We start from the raw sequence: 22,547 nt of genomic DNA on the forward strand, positions 1-22,547 counted from the left end.
AGAGAACCCTATGAAAACCGCATTTGTGACCGGCGCCTCGGCCGGTTTTGGCCAAGCGATCTGTCGCCGACTGATCACCGAAGGCTATCGCGTGATCGGCGGTGCACGGCGCATGGACAAGCTCCAGCGCCTGGAACAGGAACTGGGTGAAAACTTCATCGCCCTGGAGCTGGACGTCACCGACAAGGCCTCCCTGGAGCGGGCGGTGGAACAGATCCATGAGGCGTCCCTGGCCATCGATCTACTGGTCAACAACGCCGGGCTGGCGCTGGGCATCGAACGTGCCCAGCAAAGCAGCGCAGAGAACTGGGAGCGCATGATCGCCACCAACATCACCGGCCTGGCGCTGATTACCCAGCGCGTCCTGCCACGCATGGTCGAAGCCAACAGCGGGCTGATCGTCAACATCGGCTCGATTGCCGGCACCTATCCCTACCCGGGTGGCAACGTCTATGGCGCCAGCAAGGCCTTCGTCAAACAGTTCAGCCTGAACCTGCGCGCAGACCTGGCCGGCACCCGGGTGCGGGTGACCAACATCGAACCTGGCCTGTGTTCCGGCACCGACTTCTCGGTGGTGCGGCTTAACGGCGACATGGACGCGGTGCAAGCCTTGTACAAGGATGTTGAAGCCATCCGCCCCGAGGACATCGCCAACACCGTGTGCTGGATCGCCCAGCAGCCGGAGCATCTGAACATCAACTCCATCGAAATCATGCCGGTGGCGCAGAGCAGCGCGGCGCTGAATGTTGTGCGCAACCTGTAGTAGGCGGAGCCAGTGGTGACAGCCTCATGGGCTCGTCGAGATACCCGCCAGACCACCACCATTGCCGAGCGGCGCACGGGCCAGGCCCTGCGCGCCGCCGACTAGAGCGCCGGCTTCAGCAGCAGGCGTGCGCACAACCCGCCCTCGGGCCGATTGCGCAGCTTTAGGCGGTCACCGATCTTGCTGACGATCATCTGCACGATCGCCAGCCCGAGCCCAGCCCAGCGCTATTGGCGTTGCCCTGGCTGTAAAAACGCTCCAGCAACCGTCCGCGTTCTTTTTCGTTGATACCCGCTCCGGCATCTTCCATGAACAGGTAGGTGCATCGCGCCATCCCCAAAACCAGCCGTTCTTCGCCTACCTGCAAACCTGCGGCAATCACCGCTGGTTCATCGCAACGTTCGCTGACACCGCACAGCCATCGGGTGACGCCGGCCGGAGCTGGCTTGCCAGCTTTTTAAGGTCATCGGGATCGCGTTTGAAGTCGCATCGCTGAAGGGCAGCCCAGTCGACCTGGCTGAGATTCGTCAGATCGCGGTAATAGTCCGTCCAGTACGGATAGGCACGTGCATGTGCAAAGACGAACGGTATTGCCAACTGTTCGACGCGTTACAGGCTTGAGACCAGAATCACAACCTGATCATGGGTGCGCTATCGAACACTCCGGCCTGAGTGAATGTTTTTCATCCATCACGGAGAAAGGGGGGAAGTTAGATGGAAACGGCGTTAATCAGGTTTATTTTTAAATACATATCTGCTCCCCACGTGTCCTCCCAGGCCAGGGCTGCGTGACATTATCCGCGCTTTCGGTGCGTGGACAGCTGCGTTGGGTGCCTGATACCTTATCGAAAGGTAATACCTTTCGATAACAAGGGTTCGGCTATGGCCACTTCTATCAAGATTGATGACGAGCTGAAAAAACGCATTCAGCATCTGGCGGGACTGCGTCAACGTTCGTCCCACTGGATTATGCGCGAAGCAATAGCGCAGTACGTCGAGCGCGAGGAAGCCCGTGAGGGCTTCAAACAAGAAGCCTTGGCGTCTTGGGCGGCGTATCAGGAAACGGGTCGGCACCTGACCGGCGAAGAAACTCGGGCCTGGCTCAATACCTGGGGTACCGAGGCTGAGGCGGAGCTGCCTAAGTGCCACGATTGATGCTCACCGAAGGTGCTGCGCAAGGGTTGGAGCGTTGTCGCCAGTTTCTAGTCGAGAAAGGCCCGCTGATCGCTCAACGAGCTGCCCAAGTGATTGAGCGTCAAATCGCTCGACTGGAGGAAGACCCAGAAATCGGTCGTCCCTTTCCAGAACTGCCGGAGCTGCGCGAGCTGATCATCGAGTTCGGTGATTCGGGTTATGTCGCACTTTATCGGCATGAGCGTGCGGATGATGCTGTTTACCTACTTGCCTTTCGGCATCAGAAAGAAGCCGGTTACTGAGTTTTAGTCGCAAGTTGTTTAGCGCTTCAGTCAGATGGCAACGGGGTAAGTCACGCCTTACCCCGTTTTCTCCTTCCTCAGATCTGCTGAATGTTTTCTGCCGGTCTATTGGCATCCAGCAACGAATCCACCACTGCTCTAGCCATTTCCACCGAATGAATCATCGACCAAATCAACCCACGCTCCACACCGCTGGCGCGCTCGGTGATTTCATCGCTGACCTGTACTGCGCAGTCCAGCAGCAACGACACATGCACCAAGGCTTCTTCGGCATTGATGCCGGGACGGACGCTGAACATGGAGTGATGACCTACGGACGTAGGTACGGTGTCTTTCAGGCTATTCAGGATCGAACTTTCAGCGTTACTCGCCGCCAAGGCCATCCGCCAGTGATTGCACAAGTGCCTGGTAAGCCTCGGCCAGTTGTTCGTCGGGAGTAGTCTCCGATGGGGCGATATCCAGCGCAGCGGGTATGTCCGCCGTTTGTGGTTTGGCGGAACTTGAACTCTATTTAACAGACAGCCAATTCAGGGCTGAAGCTACTGGTGGTTAGGCGTTTAAGCGCTATATCAAGAGCCTGATCGTCGAACAGCCTGTTCTTGCGAGCAGCAGAGCCAGCCCCACCGTCCCACTGCTTCAAGGCTTCGCGTACGGCGGGAACAGTTGGAGAAACCCCTTCTCGGTTTAGTAACCAATCGACCGTCGCCAATAGCTCCATGCCAAAGGGAGATTCAAAACCGTCGATCAGCTCAGCGGTGCGCTCCAATGCTTGGGCGTACTCTTTTGCTTCGGTTTTGAGATAGGTCTGTAGAAAAGTCTTGCGCACATCGTCAAACCAGATCACATCGCTAATATCGGCGTCACTGATTCGCTTGTTGCAGTGCAGATAGCTGCCATCCAGATTATTTAGCAAATGCTCCAAGCGGTTGGCATATGGCCCAAATTTGTGAGCAACAAATTTAAGGTTTAAAGGGTTTTCGGTACCTGGCAGTTTTTCTATGGCTCGCTCAAGGAACCAAGCGAGTTTCTGTATTTCTAGCAGACTGCACTCCATGCCTAAAACCCAGTAACGCCTAACCAGTTCAGCAATCAACGCGCGAGCGGGCGTGAGTTTCTCCACTCCGTTTCGTTTGGCGACGTTCAGATACTGTTTAGAAGGCTCAAACACTAAAATATCGACATCCAGATCGCTGAGTATCGAAACGATTTGCTCTCGAACTTCAGGCCATTTCAAACCACCGTTACCGGCCCCCAGCGGAGGCACTGCGACGGACTTCACCTGGTTTTCAAGCAAAAAACGGCGAAGGTCATGCAAACCTTCTGTTATCCAAGCCATCTGCGACGGTGATCGCCAGTGACGCTTAGTGGGGAAGTTCACGATCCAACGTGGTCCATCCAACTCGTTGACGGCGGTGACATGCATTTTGCCTGTCTCCACCGCGCCAGCTTTGCAGGCTGCCGAGTACAGACGGTAATTCTCGCTAAAGCGCTCTTTGAACATCAGAGCGATTCCTTTGCCCATTACACCTACGGTATTCACCGTGTTGACCAGGGCTTCGGTTTTGGCTTCCAGAAGGTTGCCTTTGGTAAAACGGATCATTGGAAATACCATCCCGGACGCGCATGAACAGGTAAGGCCAAGCCTCTGGTGGCCAAGTCTTGTTCTATGCGTTTCTTCATTGCATCGCTGTAGCACATGATGCCGAGGAGTCCTGTAATCGGTAGGTGACGGTGAATCAGCGCTTCGGCCTGATAACGCTCCATTTTTCTAGGGTCATCGGGGTCGCGTTTGAAGTCGCGTCGCTGAAGGATAGCCCAGTCGACCTGGCTGAGACTCGCCAGATCGCTGTAATAGTCTGTCCAATACGGATAGGCGTGTGCGTTTGTGAAGACGAACGGTATTCCTAGCTGTTCGACGCGGTACAGGCTTGAGACCAGAATCACGATCTCGTCATTGGTGCGCTGTTGAACACTCCGGCCTGAGTGAATGTTTTTCATCATCACAGAGAAAGGGGTGAAGTAGAAGGGCACATAATCAGCGAGCACACCGCCAGGGGCAATAGGGACATGGCGTAACCGACGCTTGTCGATCAGGTCGACGTTGCCGATGTTCACGTATTGTGGAGCCTTTATTTCAGCGCTCGCACAATGCAGACCGTTGTCCAGAATCCAAGGCAGGTTGTCGCGATGGACGATACGCCAAATCAGAGCCTTCTCTGGATTCAGTCTGCTGTAATTCATCGACGAAACATTCCGGGATTCACTCCAATCTGCACAGAAACACCAGCCTCGCGCATTTTAGCCCCGCAATGCTCTTCAACCTCTGAATTAGCGACAAAAATCTTGAAAAAATCATTAGCAGAAACAACGGTGGGAGACAGGCATTCTGCCATGCAGACGCTTTTGCAGTGAGGGTCGTGATAGTCCCTTTGGTTCATCGCATCCCAGTCAATGGCCTCGAAGCCTGCCTCATAGTCAAGCAATTGAATGGTGTCATTAGCCAATGGGTGCCGAGGAATGACCTTCCAATCCTTTTCAATCGCGAAGGATCGGCGAATAGATATGACTACGAATTGGGTGTCGCGTTTATTGCCCTGAACGCTTCCGTCAAATGGATTCGCGGCAAACCAATGAAAGGGGACGTAGTTTTCGAGTCCCAGCGCTTGTCGCTTTTTAAGAATTTCAGCATCAGCTACGTCTTTGAACCCTTTGAGTTGCGCGCGTGGCCTGAGGCCGTTCTGAAAGATACTGCTCAAATTTTCAAGGGCGGTGAGGTGATAAAGCAGTTTTTGTTCCTTGATATCTACCATGTCGGTCTCCTTGACCTATGCAATTGCTGAGCGATTTCAGCCCTGCTACTTCTTCCGTGCGGACAACAACCTTAAATAAATACTCACACGCTGGTGCGGTTTAGCAGTGTGCCGATGATGATTCTGTTGTGCTATCGCCTGGGCTCACAAGTTCAACCTGGATTTCAATCGCGCGTTTTTGGATCACTCCTCCGCAAAATAATCACTGTCGAGCTGCTTGACCTCGTACACCTGCTTCACGCTCACCCCGAGGTTGTGCTCGACCATCAGCCGAGCAAGTTCGACGCCATCAATCAACACCACTTTGATATCCAAGCCCAGCGCCGCGTCCCTTGCGCCCATGGAGAAATCCGAGGTGGTGATAAACACACCTTTGCGTGCCCGTTGGCGGGTCAGGGCGCCGATGAATTTGTCGATCTCAGGGCGATGTACGGTGTTGCTCCAACGCTTGGCTTGTAGGTAGATCACGTCGAGGCCGAGTTTGTCTTCCTTGATGATGCCGTCGATACCACCGTCATTCGTGAGTTGGGTGGCTTTGCCGGCTTCTTTACGTGAGCCGCCGTAACCCATGGCTAGCATCAGGTCGACCACCACCTGCTCGAAGAAGCTTGGCGTTGCCGCTCGTACTTGAGCAAGCAGTTCATCCGCCAGTGATTGCACCAGTGCCTGGTGAGCCTCGGCCAGTTGTTCGTCGGGAGTGGTTTCCGATGGGGCGATATCCAGCGCAGCCGGGATGTCCGTTGTTTGTGGCTTGGCGGTATGGAAGTCAGCGAACTCGGGGAATTGTTTCAGCCAGCTCACGGTGATGCGCGCGGGTCCATTGGCCAAGGCGTCGAGGCCACGCGGGGTGATTTGCACCATGCCTTTGGCGGGAATGGTCAGCAGCCCTGCTTTGTTGAGATACGTTCGGGCCCAGCCTACGCGGTTATTGATGACCGTCTGATTCCCAGAGGGCAGGTGTTCTTTGCGCTCCTCCTCGGTCAGTTGGAACTGATCGGCAATGCGCTCGCGCAGTTCTCTGAGTGGCAGCGGCGCGCCGTTCTGCACGGTGGTCAGCACCGGCCGCATGACGCTTTGAAAGTCCGGAATTGCCATGGTCACTCCTTAACCCAGTTGATCGCTCTCAGCGAGGCCTGCCGCTGCCTTGAGCATTTTCAAAATCACCAGCGCAAAGGCTCGGCTCTTGGTTTCGTTGTCCAGCACTTCCAACGACAATTTCTCGTTGTCAGTGATGGCGTCGAGTACGGTATCCACCACGCGTTTGGGGAGCAGGCCGTGCATCACCTGGTCCACCGAGTGGCCGTTGACTTGAGCCATTAAGTCATCTTGGCGCAACAGACGTTGGGTGATGCCCGTAGCAAAATGCAGTTGGTCATCATCTTGCGTTTCGGCACCAAAAATATCGTTCAGCGCGTCGATGATTTCCGACAGGCGCTTTTTCTCTGGGTCATGGGGCTTGCCGCTGCCCACATCGTTGCCGGGTTTGAGGGTGTATTCGCCTTTTTCTTCGCTCAGGCGCAACTGGTGCTCAGCACGTTTGCTCAGGCGGTAGTGGCTCAATTGCAGCTCGCCCACATCGACGTCTTCTTGTTGCAGGCGATCCGAACGCAGCAGCGGGTGTAGGTGCTTGGCGTACACGCAGAGCTGCTCCAGTTCACGATCCTCATAAGGGATGATCTGTGAGAGGAACTCATACAGGCGCACAAAGCTCTGTAGGTTCTTGCGGAACAAGTCGAGCTGATCGATCTGTTCACCGGCTTCTTTCAATGCATGTTCGGCTTTTTTCAAGCCAGCGCTGTCGCCGCTGGCTTCGGCGGTGCGTTTGTAATCAAGCGCCTGCTGGTGCGACTCCAGCGAAAAGGCGTAGCGCTTGGCAAAGCGCTCCCTGGCGGGTGTGCAGTAATAACTGAGCTTGCTGGCGGCCGCTTTGGGGTCGAAGAAGGCCATGGCGAATGCCTCGACCTCCTGCCAGTGATAGATGCCCTCGGCATCCAGCTTCTTCTGCAGGTCATAGATGATCTGCGGGTCGGTGACATCGGTCAGCTCGGCCTTGGTGTAGTAAGGCAAGAAGGCATCGAGAATGTCCTGCGGCTCGTTGAAGAAGTCGAGGATGAAGGTTTCCTTGCTGTCACCGAAAGTACGGTTCAGCCGCGACAAGGTCTGCACGCAGTCCACACCTTGCAGCTTTTTGTCCACGTACATGGCGCACAACTTGGGCTGATCGAACCCCGTCTGGTACTTGTTGGCCGCAATCATCACGTTGAAGTCTTGGGTGTCGAAGGCCACTGCCAAGTCACGGCCATGCAGGCCGGGGTTAAGCAGGTTGCTGTTTTCCGTCACCTCATCGGGGATCACCTCATCCGCGAGCACGCTGCCGGAGAACGCCACCAGCGGGTGCACATCCTTGTAGCCCATCTGCTGTACGTAGGCCCGCAGCGCCAACTGGTAGCGCACCGCTTCCTGGCGGCTACTGGTGACCACCATGGCCTTGGCCTGGCCATTGAGCAGCTTGCGGATATTGGCGCGGAAGTGTTCGACGATCACTTCCACCTTTTGGCTGATGTTGTACGGGTGCAAACGCACCCAACGCGCCAGCTTGATGCGTGCTTTCTTGCTGTCCACCTCGTCGTCTTCGCCCTCCGGGTGGGCGATCTTCCAGGCGGTGCTGTAGGTGGTGTAGTTGCGCAGCACGTCGAGGATGAAGCCTTCCTCAATGGCCTGACGCATGGAATACAGATGAAACGCCTCCGGCTTGTTGCTGGAACTGGCCGGCAGCGTTGGGTCGGTAGGGCGCCCGAACAGCTCCAGGGTCTTGGCCTTGGGCGTAGCGGTGAAGGCGTAGTAGCTGATGCGCTCATTGGGTTGGCGTGCCTGCACGGCGGCGTCCAGCAGTTCCTCGGCGCTGATCTCTTCTCCATCCGGTACATCGCTGCCAAGAATCTGTTTCAGCTTGCTGGCCGACGAGCCGGTCTGCGAGGAGTGCGCTTCATCGGCAATCACCGCATAGCGCCCGCTGGCGAGCTTGGGGTACTTGTCCAGGGCATCGAACAGGGCAGGGAAGGTCTGGATGGTGACGATGATGATGCGCGTTTGCTCAGCCAGCGCCTCGGCCAGTTGTTCGGATTTGCTCTGATTGCTGATGTCTCGGCTGATGGGTTTGACCACGCCCTGGGCGTGTTCGAATTGGTAGATGGTGTTTTGCAGTTGGCTGTCCAGCACCGTGCGGTCGGTGACCACGATCACCGAGTTGAACAACCGCTGGCCGGCATCATCGTACAGCGAGGCCAGTTGATGGGCCGTCCAGGCGATGGAGTTGGACTTGCCCGAGCCGGCGCTGTGCTGGATTAAATAGCGCTTGCCTGGCCCTTCGGTGCGGGTGGTGTTGACCAGCTTGTTGACCACTTCCCATTGGTGGTAACGCGGGAAGATCATCGTTTCCTTGGTGACCAGCGTGCCGTCGAAGGCTTCGCTGGTTTTTTTGTCCAGGTGCAGAAAACGCCCCAGCACCTTGAGCCAGGCATCGGGTTGCAACAGGCGTTGCCAGAGGTAGCTGGTGGCGTATTGGCTGTCGTCGGCAGGCATTGGGTTGCCGGCGCCGCCTTCCTCTGTACCGAGGTTAAAGGGCAGGAAGAAGGTGTCTTTGCCGTCCAGCTTGGTGGTCATCGCCACTTCATTCTGGCCCACGGCAAAGTGCACCAGCGCGCCACGCTTGAAGGTCAGCAGCGGCTCGGGCTTGCGGGTTAGCGGGTCTTTGACCGGGCGGTCGTAGCGGTACTGGCGCTTGGCGTTTTCCACCGACTGCTTGAACTCGCTTTTCAGCTCCAGCGTAGCGGTGGGGATGCCGTTAACGAACAGCACCAAGTCCAGCCGAGGGTTGTAGCTTTGCCCACTGCCACCCGCTTCGCGGGCGTGTGGCGAGTAAGACACCTCTGGCACCACCCGCAGGCGATTGTGCTGGTAGCGCTTGAGAGTGTCCGGGTTCATGCCGTGGTCGGGCTGGAAGCTGCACAGCTCCACCTTTACCGCAGGCAGCTTGAAGCCATGACGCAACACATCCAAGGTGCCGCTCTGCTCCAGCTCGCGCACCAGCTTCTGAATCAGTACATCTTCAGGGGCATTGGGGTTGGCCTTGGCGAACTTGTCCCAACGCTCCGGCCAGGCGTCTTTGAAGTAGCCCAGCACATCTTCGGTGTACAACGCCGTGCGACGGTCATAGCCACTGGCGGTGCCGACTAGCCAGCCTTGGGCGGATAGGGCCGCGATAATGTCCTGCTGAAACTGAGCTTCCTTGCTGTCCGCCATTACACGGCCTCTTGTGCTAATTCTGGGGATGTTGCACTGGCTGGGGGCTGCCAGCCGCGTACGTCGATTTTGCCGGTGACGGCGGCGGAGATTAGGGCGGAGCGGCGTTCTTGCATTAAGCCTATTGAGCGCAGTGCGTAATCTTCCAAAGCATCAAATTCGTTCAACTTGCTCTCGATGTGCCTAACAATCCGACCTTGCTCTTCCATACAGGGCAATGGAATACGCAACGCCGAAACTAGCTCGCAGTTGAGTGCCGCCTGATTAGCTCCTCGACCAAAATCCCTCAAAGGTTCGTAGACACAGTGCAAATAGAGGTGCAAGAAACCAGAAAGCACCTTTTCTTTATCAGGTATAACTGCGCAAACATTCTGATTTATCGTTGCATCGATATTTAGTAACGCAGCTAACCCTCTAGTTTTACCTTGCCCAACTAAGCCAACCAATATCGCCCCGCGGGGAATCATTTCTACAGAGCACTCCTTGAGAGCCTTCTCAGTAATGTATTCGGATGCCAAGTCAATTCGATAGTCGTTCAGTGAGCCGGACGCGATCCAAGGGATATTACCTTCACTCCAATAATCCATATTCTCCCGACTCGGAGTTGAACCATTTAATACCCTTGCTAAGTGCCCAAGCTTTGGCAAGGGCCAATGCATCGGCACCTCGCCTAGCCACTCCACGCCGGAGTCTTTCATCAGCACCGTGGGGTCGAGGCCCTTTGTGACTGCATGGGAGATGACCGCCTGGCGCTTTTCCTTGAGCAGTTCGATCAGGCGTTGCTGCTCTTCGATCAGTTCGTCGATGCGGGCGGTTTCGTGGTCGAGGAAGCGGGCGATTTGGGTTTGCTCTTTGAGTGTGGGAATCGCACAGGGATGATTTAGTAAATCACCCTGCGTCATGCTCGGCAGAGCAGTACTGGTCGAGTAGTACTGAAAAGGTATCGTGAGTGCATTGTAATAAAGGAATTTCGCGGAAGCGTCTGATGAAACCTCGGTATAAAACATGGTATCAACGGTCCAGAATCGGCCATGGATATACAGTGGTTTATCTATAGTCCCCTTTCGGCCGAGCAGTACGGATTCGCCGTCATAAAGATACTGAATTGCATTTGCAAATTGCCCTCCCGAGCCGATGACAGGGTACTCGCCATCTGGGCTTTCAACATCCTTGTAATCCCTTCCGTTACGTATCCAAGCCAAATGTTTCAAGGAACCTAAAGCCCAATGCACGGGCACCTCACCCAGCCACTCCATCCCGGAATTTTTATACGCCGAATATGCCGGAAAATTACTCGGGCAATCCCTGCCCTCGCCTTGCGGGCCAACGGCTGCGTCGCTGTTCAAATTTGCTCCCGACAAATTTGTCATGCCGACAACCCTTCAATCATTTGCTTGATGCGATCAGTGCAGGCTTTGAGATCGCGGTCGATTTCTGCTAACGGACGCGGCGGCTGGAACACGTAGAAGTGGCGATTAAACGGAATCTCGAAGCCGACAATGCCGACCTCGCCGTCTTGGGCGTCGGTTTTGCTTTCGTCGATCCAGGCATCTGGCACATGAGGAATAACTTCCCGCTGGAAGTAGTCGTACACCGACTCACCCAGCGGTACGTTTTCATTGTCACGCAGTCCTGCGTCTGCCTCCGGCTGGCCTTTGCTGGTGCAGATATCCGCCTTGGGGTCGCGTTCGCTCAAGGCATTGAGCAGCGCTTTTAGCTCTGGCGTGCTGAGGCTGACGCCGTGGGCAGTGAGGGTTTTTTTCAGTAGCTTGCTGAACTGCTCGCGGTTGCGGTGCAACTGGCCGGCGTCCATCGCTTGCAGTGCTGTCATCAGTTGTTGCTGCGCGGTGCTGTCGAGTTTCTGGATAGCTTTTTCTTCCAGCACTTTGGCGACGCGCTCGGTGCTGGTCTGGAAGTTCAGGCGCAGCGGCCGCTCCACGGTGATGCGGCGATAGCCGAAGGTCTCGATAGGGAAGATCTTGCTCTGCGCGGTTTGCTCAAAGCTGCCATACAGGCGCACCAGTTCGTTGATTTGCTCTTCGGTGATGTACTGTCGCTTGCTGCCTAGCGACTTGCGCATTTTGGCGTAGTGCTGGCTGCCATCAATCAACTGGACCTTGCCCTGGCGCGCAGGAGCCTTGTGGTTGCTGAGTATCCACACATAGGTGGCGATGCCGGTGTTGTAGAACATGTCCGTGGGTAGCGCGACGATGGCTTCGACCAGATCGTTTTGCAGCAGGTAGCGACGAATCTCCGACTCACCCGAGCCCGCGCCACCGGTAAACAGCGGCGAGCCGTTGAGGATGATGCCGATGCGCGAGCCGCCGTCACGTGGGTCACGCATTTTGCTGACTAGATGCAGGAGGAACAGCAGTGAGCCGTCGGACACTCGTGGCAGGCCCGGGCCAAAACGGCCGTCGAAGCCTTTGTGGTTGTGCTCGTCGGTGATCTGCTTTTGCACCTTCTTCCATTCCACACCGAATGGCGGGTTGCTGAGCATGAAGTCGAAGCGCATGTCGGCAAGCTGGTCGTTGGACAGGGTATTGCCGAGCTTAATGCTATTGACACCCTTGTCTTTGATGAGCATGTCGGCCTTACAGATGGCATAAGACTCGGGGTTGAGCTCCTGGCCATGCAGCGACACGCTGACCTTTTCGCTGATGGACTGAATGTATTCATCGCCTTCCGACAGAAAGCCGCCCGTACCTGCGGTTGGGTCATAGATGGTAACGATACTATTGGGCGCCAGCTTGTGATCTTGATCGGTGATCACCAGCGAAGTAGTGAGGTGTACGATGTCGCGCGGAGTGAAGTGCTCCCCGGCGGTTTCGTTGGAGCTTTCCGCAAATTTGCGGATCAGTTCTTCGAAAATGATGCCCATGCCGAAGTTGCTGATGCGTTCAGGGCTCAGGTCGGTGGTGGCAAAGCGTTGCACCACTTGATAGAGCAGGTTGGCGCTAGCCAACTGCTGAACGAGGTCCTCGAAGTGAAAGTGTTCGAAGATCTCATAGGCGTCTTTGCTGAAGGCTCGTACATACCTCATCAAATCGTCAGCGATCTGTGTGTCAGATAAGGTCGCAAGCGTTAGACGCGATGCGTTGAAGAACGGCAGGCCGCCTGTTGCTCGCAGCATGTACATTTCACGTACGTTTTCCGGACGGCCCTCCTGGGCGTAGAACTCGCGAATCACAGCGTCCTTGGTCGGTTCGAGCACGCACTCCATCCGCCGCAGCAGGGTAAATGGCAGGATGATGCGGCCGTACTGGGATTGCTTGAAATCACCACGCAGCAGGTCGGCAATCGACCAGAGAAAGGCGGCCGTCTGGGAATGATTTTCAGTGTTCACGCGGGAGTTCCTTGGAGTGCAGGCAAAGCGGCAAGTCTAACCTGTCGGACAGCCTATCTGTAGCAACCCATGTAGAAATCAGGTCATGGGTGGGGATCGGAGCTTGTGGGCTGCTTTGTGCTCTATTTGCGTTGCTCAAAGATGAGGTCGCACACGAACATGTCGCTAGCAACGAAATGCCTGCTAAAAAATGCTGATGGTTTGGATATGGGCTCAAGTAAGAGGGAATTATGTCTTTCAATAAGGGCGTTCTTTTAAAAACGCTTGAGGCATTAAAAAGCCGGCTCATAGCCGGCTTCCTTGGTGTCTAAATCACTTGCTAAACGCCCTTGTTTCAATCACCCCCAATACCTCCCGCACATCCTGTAGCAATAACCTGGCGGTATTGGTCACCGTGCTCATGTCCTTATCACTCGCATCTCGCAACGTAACGCAGGCCATCAAATTCAGATAATCAAGCGCAGTCACCAGTCGCTCACTCGCACACGCATGCAAGTCCACCAACGGCGCCTTGCTGTCTACAAACAGCACCGGCCCATCGCTGGCGATTGGGGTCATAGGAATAAATCGTTCGGATAGATCTTGAGTATTCATGGCGTCATCCTTTTCAAGAGTAGAAAAGTTGCCACCTGTTGCTGCGAATCAACGGGGTGGCAGCTGTACGCGGGTTCGCAGACCGAGGAAAAGAACAAACCCGGCAGACCCGGAGGTCTCCCACGTACAGCCGCCATAAAACGAAACGCAGGCGAAGTGTGCCTGAGTTGGCTTGGACGGTGTAGTTCGACTTTTCTGTTGGGCTGCGAAACCCTGCCGCTGACAAAATTCAGCGAACGAGAAAACTATAGGGACAGGGCAGGTCCGGGACAATGGCGCTTCTGTAGGAACGGTCTCTATTGCGAGTAAGGACCGGCTGAACTCTCCAGGGAATTCATATCCGCTGTGCCTGACCCTAACTGTATGGGCCTTTCAGCTTGGTAATCGGCAGCAGAGTAGGGCCCCCACGGCAATTGTCCAACAGCCTGTTGGACCATTTCAGATTCGGGCCAGGCCTCGGCAAATCCATCTGACCTTCAATCGATTTTGCTATTCTGCGCCCCTTTTCCCCACCGCAAGGAACGCAGGCATGCCCCAGCCCATTGGCAGCAGTTCACAAACAAGGGCTGGCCAACAGCGTCACCTGCCACACCTCCTTTTGCGCCTGACCGCAGCGCTCTTGCTCGGCCTCGGGCTCATCACCCCAACCGCCCACGCCAACCCCACCACCACCTACCGCGGCACCCTCGGCGACACCCCGGTTGAACTGGCGCTCACCTACGACTCCCAATACGGCGGCGGTATGTCCGGCTATTGGTTCTCCGAGTCCGAGCGCTTGCCCATGGCGTTGGAATCCACGCCTTTCCATCCCGGCTCTGCGCTCTTGATCAACATCATGGACAACCCGACCCTGCCGGCGACGGCGGTGTCGTTGCAGCCGTTCGCCGAGGGGGCAGAGGCGCTGCAGGGCAGTCTGGTGGATTTGCGCACGGGCACGCAGCAGCCGTTGCAGTTGCAGCGGGTGACGCGCTTTGGCGGCAGTCAGCGGGAGGCGTTTGAGGGGGAGTTGCTGCAGCCGGTGTTCGATCGGGATTTCTATTTCAGTGTGCATGCCGCGCGCAAGGCCGGGGAGGAGGTGGCGCAGGTGGACAGTATCCGGGTGATCAGCCGGGCCACCGGTAAGCGGGTGCAGGAGATTAGCGGGCAGTGGTGTCTGTCGTCCGTGGGCACCAGGACGCTGACCTTCGGGCATTTTCATGCCGAGGCGCGGATGGATTTTCAGGTCCAGGGCTATCGCGTGGGGGAGGCGGATGGCCGGGTGTGGTGCTCGCCCACGCAGTATTACCTGTACAGCCGGGATCTGCGGACCTATCGGCGTCATCCGCAGTTGGAGCAGTTCGCGGTGGAGGGTGATCTGCGCTTTTCCCCCAGTGGGCAGATGGAGTTCAGCCAGCAGGACTTCATCAACTACGACCAGCGCACTCGGCGTTGGGATTATTACCGGGTGATCACCCCTGAGCGTTTGGAGTATCTGTCGTCGGGCGAGGAGCGTTTCTGATGCGTGGTTTTGATTGGGCTCGGGGGCTGGCGGTGCTGGTGTTGGCGCTGTGGCTGTTGCCGGCGCAGGCGTCTCATGGGGTGTATGAGGGGACCTTGGGCAAGCAGGCGATTGTCTTGACCTTGGGCAGCCAGAATGCGGTCTACCAGGGCACCTATGCCTATCAGCGCTATCGCACGCCGATCCGCCTCAAGCCGACCTTCAGCTACAGCAACAAGACGCTGGCCATGGATGAGCTGGACGAGCAGGGCTTGCCGGTGGCGCGTTTGCAGTTCAATGACTTGATGAACTCCCGCCAGCAGGAGCAGGTGCGCGGCACCTGGACCAGTTATCGCACGGGCAAGTCCTTGCCCATTGCGCTGAAGTTGGTGGGGCTGGTGGATTCGGATCGCTCGTGGCCGCAGCCGGTCACCACGCTGTTGCAGAGTGCTTCCACCAAACGCTGGTATTTCCAGGTGCCGATGCCGGGCAATGATCAGCGGATCACGACGGTGGAGGTGATGGACAAGGCCAGTGGCAAGTTGTTGCAGAGCCTGGCGGTTGCGGCGCCGGGGTGTCGCAACCTGGGGGTGGATACCTTGCAGGTGCAGGCTGAGGAGGAGCAACTGCGGATAGGCTTTCAGGACTGCAGGTTGCCGGGGTTTGCGTGGAATGCGGGCAGTGGGCGGTTTGAGCCGTTGCCTTGAGCCGGGGAGGGGCTGTCTCCGGGTGGGTATGAATGGGCAGCGCAGGCCGGCCCTGTATTGAATAGGCAAGCGGTGGAGCTTCAATGGACAACCAGCAATCAGCGGTATTGATCCAAGTGTATATGGCCGATGACGGCGGCGCCGTGCGCGAGGAACTGCTGGCGCTGCGCATCGATGAGCATACCTACGAGTTGCTGTCCTCGCCGGGCCTGGCGCAGAACCTGGCGCGGGGCGATATCGTTTCAATCCGCAATCCCGATGCGCCGGCGCAAGTGCTGAAGCGGGGCGGGAATTTCTGCATTCAGATCTATGCCGATGACATTGATCCGGCGGTGGTCAGTGCGCTTGAAAACCAGGTCGCTGGTGAGCTGGGTGGAACCCTGGATGGGCTGTTCGAGGGGACGCTGTCATTCGCTGTTCCTGCAAGGAATGGCATGGACCGTATCAATGCGGTGTTTGATCGCTTGCGCGAGCAAACCGGGATCGAGTGGTACTACGCCAATGTCTATAAAAACCTCGACGACGATGAGGACGAGACGCTGTTGAACTGGTGGTTGGACTGCTGATCTTTCCCGGGGCCTGGGCAGGCCACCCAACAAACCGACCAAGTAGCGACCAAGTAAGCGACCAAGTCAGCACCCGGTAGTGCTACAGCGGCCGTTCTGTGGGGCGGGTCTGCATTTGGGTGTGTTTTCTACCGGCGAGGGCGGTCTTGAGGACGCCTTCGCCGGCAAGCCGGCTCCTACGGGAGAGGTAGTAAGGGGCGGTCTGCATCAGAAATTCACCGATGCACTCAACCGAGCCGTCAGCGGCGCGCCCTGGAACAGGTAGTCGTCGCCCATGTATTCCCCGGCGTCGCGCCAGTAGCGTTTGTCGAACAGGTTGTCCACGGTCAGGCGGAACACGGTGTCGTAGCCATCAATGCGGGTGCTGTAGCGGCTGCCGATGTTGAAGATGGCGTAGGCGCCGGTGGCGACGTGGCCCTGGCGGTCGGCGTATTTGCTGCCGCTGTATTGCATGCCGCCCAGCAGGGCCAGGCCGTCGAGCCAGGGCAGGGCGTAGTCGCCTTGGAGGCTGGCCCGCAGGCGGGGGACGTTGAGGGTTTGGTGGCCTTCGTAGGCCGGGGTGCCGGTGCCCTCGACCCGGGAGCGAATCGCCGCGACGCTGGCGGCAATCTGCAGGCGCTGGGTGGCCCAGCCGTTGGCGGAGAGCTCCAGGCCGGTGTTCTTTTGCTGGCCTTGCTGGACGTAGGTGAAATCGCCGGCAGCGTCGGGGCGCGAGTACTGGTAGGCCTGGCGCATCTGGAACAGCGCGGCGGCAAAGCTCATGCGCTGCCAGTCGTACTTGACCCCGGCTTCGATCTGCCGCGAGACGGTGGGGGCAAGGGTGGCTCCACTGTTGGTAGCGAACCAGGGCGCCTGACCACCCAGGCTCAGGCCCTTGCTGTATTGGGTGTACAGCGAAATGTTGTTGATCGGTTTGTAGATCAGCGCGGCTTGGGGCAGGAATACATAGCGTTGGGTGTGGCGATCGCGCACGCCGTCCTTGTCGAAGCTCTCTTCGTCGAGGCGTACTTCGCGTCCGCCGAGAACGCTTTGCCACTGTTCGTTGAAGCGGATACGGTCGCTGAGGAACAGGCCGTATTGGCGGCTGTCGAGGCGTTTGTGGGAGTCGTTGAGGGCGCCGTTGTAGCGTTCGAAGTTTTCCGGCTCGCTCTGGATATTGCCCGTGCCAATCCATTGATTGATGGGCTCGCGCCGGTCCACCACGCGGCGAAACGCACTGGTCCCCACCGTCAACTCATGGCCCAGGCCCGCTGCGTCGAAGCGGCCATTGAGCCGCGCCTGCACTTCATCGTTGCGCCGGCTGTCGTCGGGGCTGCGGAAGTCGTAGAGGTCGTAGTTGCCTTCGGGGCTGAAGTAATTGGGCACTTTGACGCTGGAGCAACGGGTCGAGCCGTAGCAACCCCAGGCAAATGAACTGTAGTCATCGATCACCACCTTGCTGCGCGACGCACTGAGGTTGCCGGTCCAGTCGTCGTTGAAGCGGTACTCGAAGTTGCCGCCGATGTTCAGCGATTCGTTGGTCACCGGCTTTGACCCGCTCTGGTGCCCCAGGAGTTTTTTCGGCGAGGCGTGGTGGGGCAGGCTGGAGCCGCCCAGCAGTTGATAACCCGGTGCCGAGCGCTGCTGCTTGTTCTGGTATTCGATGTCCAGTTGCAGCAGGGCATCGGGGCTGATGTTCCAGTCGAAGGCCAGGGCGGCGAAGTCGCGTTGACCGTTGGTGTGTTCGACGTAGGAGTGCAGGTCTTCATGGGCCAGGTTGGCGCGCAGGCCGAACTGTTGTTCGCTGCCGAACCAGCCGCCGACATCGGTGGCCAGGTAACCGCTGCCGCGATCGTCGGTGGCGACGGTGACCGAACGAATGTCCGTGGGCCGCTTGGTCACGTAGTTGACCACGCCGCCCGGCTCGCTGACCCCGCTTTGCAGGCCGGAAAGGCCCTTGAGCAGTTCCACCCGCTGCTTGTTTTCCAGGGCGACGTTTTGCTCGCCGGTGATGGTGCGGTTGTTGATCTTGTAGCTGCTGGCGGCATTCAGGGAGAACCCGCGCACCTCGAAGTTTTCGTAGTAGCCCACCGGCGCGTAGCTCTGGCCCACCGAGGCGTCGTTCTTCAGCACCTCGCTGAGCAGGCGCGCCTGCTGGTCGAGGATCATGTCTTCGTTGATCACGCTGATGGCGGCCGGGGTGTCCAGCAATGGCGTCTCGCTGAAGCCACCCACCGAGGCGCTATCGGCTTGGTAGCCGGAAGGCGCTTGCGCGCCGATGTTCTGGGTCGGCAGTTCGGTGGCGGCGTTGGCCACGGCGTGGCTGCCGGCCAGCAGCAGGCCCAGGCCCAGACGATTGAAGGTCAATCCGCTGGCGCAGAGCGGCGCCGGGACAGTCGGGTGATTGCGGTTCATGAGCATTCCTTGAGGGCGGCCCTGATCCGCGGCAAGCGCCAGGGAAGGGCTTCAGGGGCGCCCGTGATCGTTCGTCTGCGCAGGCATCGGGAAACCGCGGAGCGCCTTGAGGGCATCAGGTTGATCGAAGCGGGCCGGTGTGCTGTTGGCGGGCGCCATCATACAAGCTACGGCGTGGAGGTAAAGCCAGGTGCGGCGCGCGAGACGCTTGGCGTGGTTGGCTTCAGGCTCTGAGTACCGACAAAGTGATTAAGCCTTCGGCTTGGGTTTTTTGACGAGCAGGCTTTCGAGCTGCTGTTCCATCGTCGCCAGCTTCTGCAACAGCTGCGCCAGCAGTTGCTCGTTGGGGTCAGGACCGTCGTCCTTGGCCAGCGCCCGCTTCAGCTGATTGATGATTTCCTGGTTCATGCTGTGGCTTTCTGCTTTGGCGGTGCGCTTGATCTGTGAGTGGAGATCGTTCGGCAGGCGGAGAACGAATTTTTGAATGGAGGGACGCATACAGGACCTTGGACGCTGTGAAAAAGAAGCATCATAGAAAGGTCACTCGGCGAGTGACCTTGGGATGATTCTTAAAAACCCAGTACCTGGAGCTTCTCGGTTCAGCGCCATTAAGCATTCGAGCAACAGGACCCGATCATCCAAGCACGGTCAGGTCTTTTGTCCGGCGCAAGGGAGCCTGCTTCAACGCCGATCCAGCCACACCGTCTGCGCGTTGCAGAACTCGCGCACGCCGAAGTGCGACAGCTCGCGGCCGAAGCCGCTTTTCTTCACCCCGCCGAAGGTCACCCGAGGGTCGCTGGCGCTGTAGCCGTTGATGAACACGCCGCCGGTTTCCAACTCGTCGGTCATCTGCTGGGCCCGTTCCAGGTCCTGGGTGAAGATCGTCGCGGTGAGGCCGAACTCGCTGTCATTGGCCAGTGCCAGGGCGTGCTCGGCATCGCGGGCGCTGATGATGGCGGCCACCGGGCCGAACAGTTCCTGCTTGAAGGCGGTCATCTGCTCGGTGACGTTGGCCAGCACCGTGGGCTGATAGTAGTTGCCGGCGCCTTCAACCTTGTCGCCGCCCAGCAGCAGGGTGGCGCCTTCGGCCAGGGTCGCCTGGACCTGCTGGTGCAGTTCGTCGCGCAGGTCGAAGCGGGCCATGGGGCCGAGGTAGGTGTCGCTGGCCAGCGGGTCGCCCATCGCCAGGGCGCGGGTGGCCTCGACGAATTGGCGGGTGAAGGCCTCCACCACCCCTTGCTCGATGATCAGGCGCTTGGCGGCGGCGCAGACCTGGCCGGTGTTCTGGTAGCGGCCGATCACCGCGGCCTTCACCGCTTCGTCCAGATCAGCGTCGTTGAGCACGATAAAGGGATCGGAACCGCCCAGTTCCAGTACGCATTTCTTCAGCGCGGCGCCGGCCTGGGCACCGATGGCCATGCCGGCGCGCACGCTGCCGGTGAGGGTCACGGCGGCGATGCGGCGGTCGGCGATGGCGCGGGACACGCCGTCCGGGGTGACGTTGAGCAGCTCGAACACACCTTCAGGGAAACCGGCGCGGTGCATGACGTCCAGCAGCAGGTAGGCGCTGCCCATGACGTTCGGCGCGTGCTTGAGCACGTAGGTGTTGCCGGCCAGTAGTGCCGGCACGGCGCCGCGCAGCACCTGCCAGATCGGGAAGTTCCACGGCATCACCGCCAGCAGCGGGCCCAGGGGGCGGTATTCGATGCGCGCCTTGTTGTTTTCCACCAGGGTCGCTTCCGGGGCCAGCATGGCCGGGCCGTGCTCGGCGTACCACAGGCACAGCTGGGCGCACTTCTCGATTTCGCCTCGGGCCTGGGGCAAGGGCTTGCCCATTTCCAGGCTGATCATGCGCGCCATGGCCTCACTGTTGTCCCGCAGGGCCTGGGCCAGGGCCGTCAGGTGCGCGGCGCGGGCGGCGACGCTCTGGCGTTTCCACTGGGCGAAACCGCGGGCGGCGCGTTCCAGGGTGGCGTCCTGTTCTGCTTCGGACTGGTAGGGGTAGGCGCCGATCTGCTCGCCGCTGGCGGGGTTGATCGACAAGGCATGGGTGTGGCTGGAAACAAGGCTCATGGCACCGTCCTGCAGGGTGGGAATGACGGCAGGTTACGGTGCTGACTCTTTGCTGAAAACTGAATAATATTAAGCGAGTCGTTCACGTTTGGAGAATGCAGTGGATCTGGTCCAGCTGGAAATATTCAAGGCCGTTGCCGAGCAGGGCAGCATCAGCGCCGCCGCGCAATTGATCCACCGGGTGCCGTCGAACCTGACCACGCGGATCAAGCAACTGGAGCAGGACCTGGGGGTGGAGCTGTTCATCCGCGAAAAAAGCCGCCTGCGCCTGTCGCCCGCCGGGTGGAACTTCCTCGACTACGCCCGGCGCATTCTCGACCTGGTGGCCGAGGCGCGCCTGACCGTGGCCGGCGAGGAACCCCAGGGCCCGTTTGCCCTGGGTTCCCTGGAAAGCACGGCGGCGGTGCGCATTCCGGCGCTGCTGGCGGCCTATAACCAGCAATACGCCAAGGTCGAACTGGACCTGTCCACCGGCCCCTCGGGGACCATGATCGACGGCGTGCTCTCCGGCCGTCTGGTGGCGGCCTTCGTCGACGGCCCGGTGCGCCACCCGGCCCTGGAAGGGCTGCCGGTGTTCGAGGAAGAAATGGTGCTGATCGCGCCCCTGGGGCACGCGCCCATCACCCGGGCGCGGGAGGTCAACGGCGAAAGCATCTACGCCTTTCGCGCCAACTGTTCCTACCGTCATCACTTCGAAAGCTGGTTCACCCAGGACGCCGCGGTGCCGGGCAAGATCCACGAAATGGAGTCCTACCACGGCATGCTGGCCTGCGTCAGCGCCGGTGCCGGGCTGGCGCTGATGCCCCGCAGCATGCTGGAAAGCATGCCCGGCTGCGCCACGGTCAGCGTCTGGCCGCTGTCGCTGCGCTTTCGTTTCCTGCGCACCTGGCTGGTCTGGCGGCGCGGCACCGTGTCCCAGAGTTTGAGCCGTTTTGTGACGTTGCTGGAAGAGCGTGGGGCGGTGCTGGCGCAGGAGTGAATTGCTTGGGTTGCGGGTTTGGCTGAATCAGCCCCAGTTCAATCGTCGACTATGTCGACGTAGGATTTGAAGAACCAATCAGGAATCTCTTCTGTCCGGTACTCCAACTGCGTGCCATCGGTGATCTCCGCCAACAGGACGGCGCTGTCGCCTGAGTTGTCGAAGATATAGGCCCGGCTGCTGCAGGCCACCGCCTCTGGCAGCAAGTTCAGCGATTTTGCATAGCGCTCGCGGACTTTCTCGGGTTCGACCGGGTGTCCGCCTTCCTGAACACGAATCTCCACGCGGTTAATGTTGATTTCGGGATCTTCTGTGGAGACGAAGTAGAGGTAGGTCCGGTATCCGCGAGCTCGGGCCTCCCTCATGAACTCAATCTTGCTGGGATGAGACATCACTGTTTCAAAGGTAAAGCTGACGCCCTTGTCCAGCAGGTGTTGGCGGATGAAATCGGAAAGGACGGAAGCGAGATAGGAATCGATCCGAACGTCTCGGTAGTCGACTTTTGTCTGCAACAGGCCAATCTTTTCAGCTTGTTCAGTCAGCCCTTTACTAACGATCAGGTAGTGCTGGGCATGAAAGGTGTGAAGCTCCGACAATGTTGTGTCAATGCCGAAGATCGCCAGGTCGATGCAACCGCTGGTTTTTGCTTCTCGTTCGAGTTCATCGGCATTCACGTAAGTCTTGACTAGAGTGGGGTTCAAGTTGCCCTTGATGGTACTTTTGCCTGACCCGTTGGGTCCCGCGAAAACACGCAATCTAGGCACGGCCACGGGCGGTTTACCCGTCGATCCGACGCACAGTGATCACTTCACCCACCTTCACCTTATGGCGCGGCTTGGCCTTGGCTACTAAGGTTTTGCTGCCATCGGGCGACATGCGCACCAGATCCCCGGCGTCAATGCGCAAGACCCCATGCGGGCTCACCGATAGGGCCCGAACATAGGCTGTCTGAGTCGCATTTTTGGCCTGGTCTGGAACGAGGCGCTCCAAGGCATCCAACTCTCGGTCCGAAACGTTTTTTACTTTCATGGACGTTCTCCGGGCAAGCATCCGCTAGTGCAACGGTTGACGATGCAGAATAGCTCCAACCTGGCCGCTAT

The 22,547-nt window shown here is 58.4% G+C and carries 21 protein-coding genes and 1 pseudogene; 7 read left to right on the plus strand and 15 right to left on the minus strand.

The genetic code is table 11. The features are described 5' to 3' along the window. Positions 1-10: 10 nt before the first annotated feature. Positions 11-763: an SDR family NAD(P)-dependent oxidoreductase gene (locus PLD_RS11260; RefSeq protein ID WP_159892594.1), complete on the plus strand. Its 753-nt coding sequence runs from the start codon at positions 11-13 to the stop codon at positions 761-763. A 101-nt stretch (positions 764-864) separates the two neighbouring features. On the opposite strand, the pseudogene PLD_RS11265 reads toward PLD_RS11260, so the two are convergent. Beyond that, positions 865-1,082: pseudogene (locus PLD_RS11265) on the minus strand (ATP-binding protein); the annotation flags it as partial. Between the two features lie 563 nt (positions 1,083-1,645). Between PLD_RS11265 and PLD_RS11270 the strand changes: the two are divergent. Beyond that, positions 1,646-1,918 carry a CopG family ribbon-helix-helix protein gene (locus PLD_RS11270; protein ID WP_102864761.1) on the plus strand — a complete coding sequence of 91 codons (273 nt, stop codon included), beginning with the start codon at positions 1,646-1,648 and terminating at the stop codon, positions 1,916-1,918. Further along, a complete protein-coding gene (locus PLD_RS11275; RefSeq protein ID WP_256674590.1) occupies positions 1,918-2,199 on the plus strand; it encodes a type II toxin-antitoxin system RelE/ParE family toxin in 282 nt (93 codons plus the stop codon). The genes PLD_RS11270 and PLD_RS11275 overlap by 1 nt, the downstream gene beginning before the upstream one ends. Before the next feature lie 77 nt (positions 2,200-2,276). On the opposite strand, the gene PLD_RS11280 is transcribed toward PLD_RS11275, so the two are convergent. The 9 genes from PLD_RS11280 to PLD_RS11320 form a co-directional block, all read right to left on the minus strand. Further along, positions 2,277-2,582, minus strand: coding sequence for a DUF6124 family protein (locus PLD_RS11280; protein ID WP_256674626.1), 306 nt, complete (start codon positions 2,580-2,582; stop codon positions 2,277-2,279). 128 nt (positions 2,583-2,710) lie between these two features. Then, positions 2,711-3,799 carry a macro domain-containing protein gene (locus PLD_RS11285; RefSeq protein WP_159892600.1) on the minus strand — a complete coding sequence of 363 codons (1,089 nt, stop codon included), beginning with the start codon at positions 3,797-3,799 and terminating at the stop codon, positions 2,711-2,713. Then, a complete protein-coding gene (locus PLD_RS11290; RefSeq protein WP_159892602.1) occupies positions 3,796-4,440 on the minus strand; it encodes a DUF4433 domain-containing protein in 645 nt (214 codons plus the stop codon). The genes PLD_RS11285 and PLD_RS11290 overlap by 4 nt, the downstream gene beginning before the upstream one ends. Beyond that, positions 4,437-5,009 (minus strand): DarT ssDNA thymidine ADP-ribosyltransferase family protein, encoded by a 573-nt coding sequence (locus PLD_RS11295; RefSeq protein WP_159892604.1) that lies wholly within the window; start codon positions 5,007-5,009, stop codon positions 4,437-4,439. Before PLD_RS11295 ends, PLD_RS11290 begins: the two co-directional genes overlap by 4 nt. Positions 5,010-5,192: 183 nt before the next feature. Beyond that, the gene (locus tag PLD_RS11300) at positions 5,193-6,104 is read right to left on the minus strand and encodes a restriction endonuclease (RefSeq protein WP_159892606.1); all 912 of its coding nucleotides are present in this window, start codon (positions 6,102-6,104) and stop codon (positions 5,193-5,195) included. A 9-nt stretch (positions 6,105-6,113) separates the two neighbouring features. Beyond that, positions 6,114-9,311 carry a type I restriction endonuclease subunit R gene (locus PLD_RS11305; RefSeq protein ID WP_159892608.1) on the minus strand — a complete coding sequence of 1,066 codons (3,198 nt, stop codon included), beginning with the start codon at positions 9,309-9,311 and terminating at the stop codon, positions 6,114-6,116. After that, the gene (locus PLD_RS11310; RefSeq protein WP_159893482.1) at positions 9,311-10,567 is read right to left on the minus strand and encodes a restriction endonuclease subunit S; all 1,257 of its coding nucleotides are present in this window, start codon (positions 10,565-10,567) and stop codon (positions 9,311-9,313) included. Before PLD_RS11310 ends, PLD_RS11305 begins: the two co-directional genes overlap by 1 nt. Positions 10,568-10,677: 110 nt before the next feature. After that, entirely contained in the window at positions 10,678-12,657 is a 1,980-nt protein-coding gene (locus tag PLD_RS11315; RefSeq protein ID WP_159892610.1) for a class I SAM-dependent DNA methyltransferase, read from the minus strand. Between the two features lie 312 nt (positions 12,658-12,969). Continuing rightward, positions 12,970-13,251, minus strand: a complete 282-nt coding sequence (locus PLD_RS11320) for a fructose-bisphosphate aldolase (protein ID WP_159892612.1) — start codon at positions 13,249-13,251, stop codon at positions 12,970-12,972. 529 nt (positions 13,252-13,780) lie between these two features. Between PLD_RS11320 and PLD_RS11325 the strand changes: the two genes are divergently transcribed. The 3 genes from PLD_RS11325 (at position 13,781) to PLD_RS11335 (ending at position 16,001) form a co-directional block, all read left to right on the plus strand. After that, the gene (locus PLD_RS11325) at positions 13,781-14,749 is read left to right on the plus strand and encodes a hypothetical protein (RefSeq protein ID WP_159892614.1); all 969 of its coding nucleotides are present in this window, start codon (positions 13,781-13,783) and stop codon (positions 14,747-14,749) included. Next, positions 14,749-15,435, plus strand: a complete 687-nt coding sequence (locus PLD_RS11330; protein ID WP_159892616.1) for a hypothetical protein — start codon at positions 14,749-14,751, stop codon at positions 15,433-15,435. The genes PLD_RS11325 and PLD_RS11330 overlap by 1 nt, the downstream gene beginning before the upstream one ends. An 83-nt stretch (positions 15,436-15,518) precedes the next feature. Next, positions 15,519-16,001, plus strand: a complete 483-nt coding sequence (locus PLD_RS11335) for a DUF4265 domain-containing protein (RefSeq protein WP_159892618.1) — start codon at positions 15,519-15,521, stop codon at positions 15,999-16,001. A gap of 207 nt (positions 16,002-16,208) precedes the next feature. Here the strand turns inward: PLD_RS11335 and PLD_RS11340 are convergent, their stop codons facing one another. From PLD_RS11340 to PLD_RS11350, 3 genes are all read right to left on the minus strand, one after another. Continuing rightward, positions 16,209-18,395, minus strand: coding sequence for a TonB-dependent siderophore receptor (locus PLD_RS11340; protein WP_159892620.1), 2,187 nt, complete (start codon positions 18,393-18,395; stop codon positions 16,209-16,211). Between the two features lie 249 nt (positions 18,396-18,644). Then, a complete protein-coding gene (locus PLD_RS11345; protein ID WP_159892622.1) occupies positions 18,645-18,893 on the minus strand; it encodes an Arc family DNA-binding protein in 249 nt (82 codons plus the stop codon). Positions 18,894-19,076: 183 nt separating this feature from the next. Beyond that, positions 19,077-20,468, minus strand: coding sequence for an aldehyde dehydrogenase family protein (locus tag PLD_RS11350; protein ID WP_159892624.1), 1,392 nt, complete (start codon positions 20,466-20,468; stop codon positions 19,077-19,079). A gap of 100 nt (positions 20,469-20,568) precedes the next feature. Between PLD_RS11350 and PLD_RS11355 the strand changes: the two genes are divergently transcribed. Continuing rightward, the gene (locus PLD_RS11355; protein WP_159892626.1) at positions 20,569-21,447 is read left to right on the plus strand and encodes a LysR family transcriptional regulator; all 879 of its coding nucleotides are present in this window, start codon (positions 20,569-20,571) and stop codon (positions 21,445-21,447) included. A 38-nt stretch (positions 21,448-21,485) separates the two neighbouring features. Here PLD_RS11355 and PLD_RS11360 read toward each other — a convergent pair whose 3' ends face one another. After that, entirely contained in the window at positions 21,486-22,217 is a 732-nt protein-coding gene (locus PLD_RS11360; RefSeq protein WP_159892628.1) for a zeta toxin family protein, read from the minus strand. Positions 22,218-22,224: 7 nt separating this feature from the next. After that, on the minus strand, positions 22,225-22,476 hold the full coding sequence (locus tag PLD_RS11365) for a hypothetical protein (protein WP_159892630.1): 252 nt from the start codon (positions 22,474-22,476) through the stop codon (positions 22,225-22,227). Between the last annotated feature and the right edge of the window lie 71 nt (positions 22,477-22,547).

It is taken from the genome of Pseudomonas sp. LD120, from assembly GCF_009861525.1.
Lineage (GTDB): Bacteria > Pseudomonadota > Gammaproteobacteria > Pseudomonadales > Pseudomonadaceae > Aquipseudomonas.

What these genes read in the sequence shown, in the direction of transcription:
- PLD_RS11270 (WP_102864761.1), top strand. Translation starts at nt 1,646, where the DNA reads ATGGCCACTTCTATCAAGATTGATGACGAGCTGAAAAAACGCATTCAG.
- PLD_RS11325 (WP_159892614.1), top strand. Translation starts at nt 13,781, where the DNA reads ATGCCCCAGCCCATTGGCAGCAGTTCACAAACAAGGGCTGGCCAACAG.
- PLD_RS11365 (WP_159892630.1), bottom strand. Translation starts at nt 22,476, where the DNA reads ATGAAAGTAAAAAACGTTTCGGACCGAGAGTTGGATGCCTTGGAGCGC.
- PLD_RS11275 (WP_256674590.1), top strand. Translation starts at nt 1,918, where the DNA reads ATGCTCACCGAAGGTGCTGCGCAAGGGTTGGAGCGTTGTCGCCAGTTT.
- PLD_RS11340 (WP_159892620.1), bottom strand. Translation starts at nt 18,395, where the DNA reads ATGAACCGCAATCACCCGACTGTCCCGGCGCCGCTCTGCGCCAGCGGA.
- PLD_RS11290 (WP_159892602.1), bottom strand. Translation starts at nt 4,440, where the DNA reads ATGAATTACAGCAGACTGAATCCAGAGAAGGCTCTGATTTGGCGTATC.
- PLD_RS11285 (WP_159892600.1), bottom strand. Translation starts at nt 3,799, where the DNA reads ATGATCCGTTTTACCAAAGGCAACCTTCTGGAAGCCAAAACCGAAGCC.
- PLD_RS11350 (WP_159892624.1), bottom strand. Translation starts at nt 20,468, where the DNA reads ATGAGCCTTGTTTCCAGCCACACCCATGCCTTGTCGATCAACCCCGCC.
- PLD_RS11280 (WP_256674626.1), bottom strand. Translation starts at nt 2,582, where the DNA reads ATGGCCTTGGCGGCGAGTAACGCTGAAAGTTCGATCCTGAATAGCCTG.
- PLD_RS11345 (WP_159892622.1), bottom strand. Translation starts at nt 18,893, where the DNA reads ATGCGTCCCTCCATTCAAAAATTCGTTCTCCGCCTGCCGAACGATCTC.
- PLD_RS11320 (WP_159892612.1), bottom strand. Translation starts at nt 13,251, where the DNA reads ATGAATACTCAAGATCTATCCGAACGATTTATTCCTATGACCCCAATC.
- PLD_RS11305 (WP_159892608.1), bottom strand. Translation starts at nt 9,311, where the DNA reads ATGGCGGACAGCAAGGAAGCTCAGTTTCAGCAGGACATTATCGCGGCC.
- PLD_RS11335 (WP_159892618.1), top strand. Translation starts at nt 15,519, where the DNA reads ATGGACAACCAGCAATCAGCGGTATTGATCCAAGTGTATATGGCCGAT.
- PLD_RS11330 (WP_159892616.1), top strand. Translation starts at nt 14,749, where the DNA reads ATGCGTGGTTTTGATTGGGCTCGGGGGCTGGCGGTGCTGGTGTTGGCG.
- PLD_RS11300 (WP_159892606.1), bottom strand. Translation starts at nt 6,104, where the DNA reads ATGGCAATTCCGGACTTTCAAAGCGTCATGCGGCCGGTGCTGACCACC.
- PLD_RS11310 (WP_159893482.1), bottom strand. Translation starts at nt 10,567, where the DNA reads ATGGAGTGGCTGGGTGAGGTGCCCGTGCATTGGGCTTTAGGTTCCTTG.
- PLD_RS11295 (WP_159892604.1), bottom strand. Translation starts at nt 5,009, where the DNA reads ATGGTAGATATCAAGGAACAAAAACTGCTTTATCACCTCACCGCCCTT.
- PLD_RS11260 (WP_159892594.1), top strand. Translation starts at nt 11, where the DNA reads ATGAAAACCGCATTTGTGACCGGCGCCTCGGCCGGTTTTGGCCAAGCG.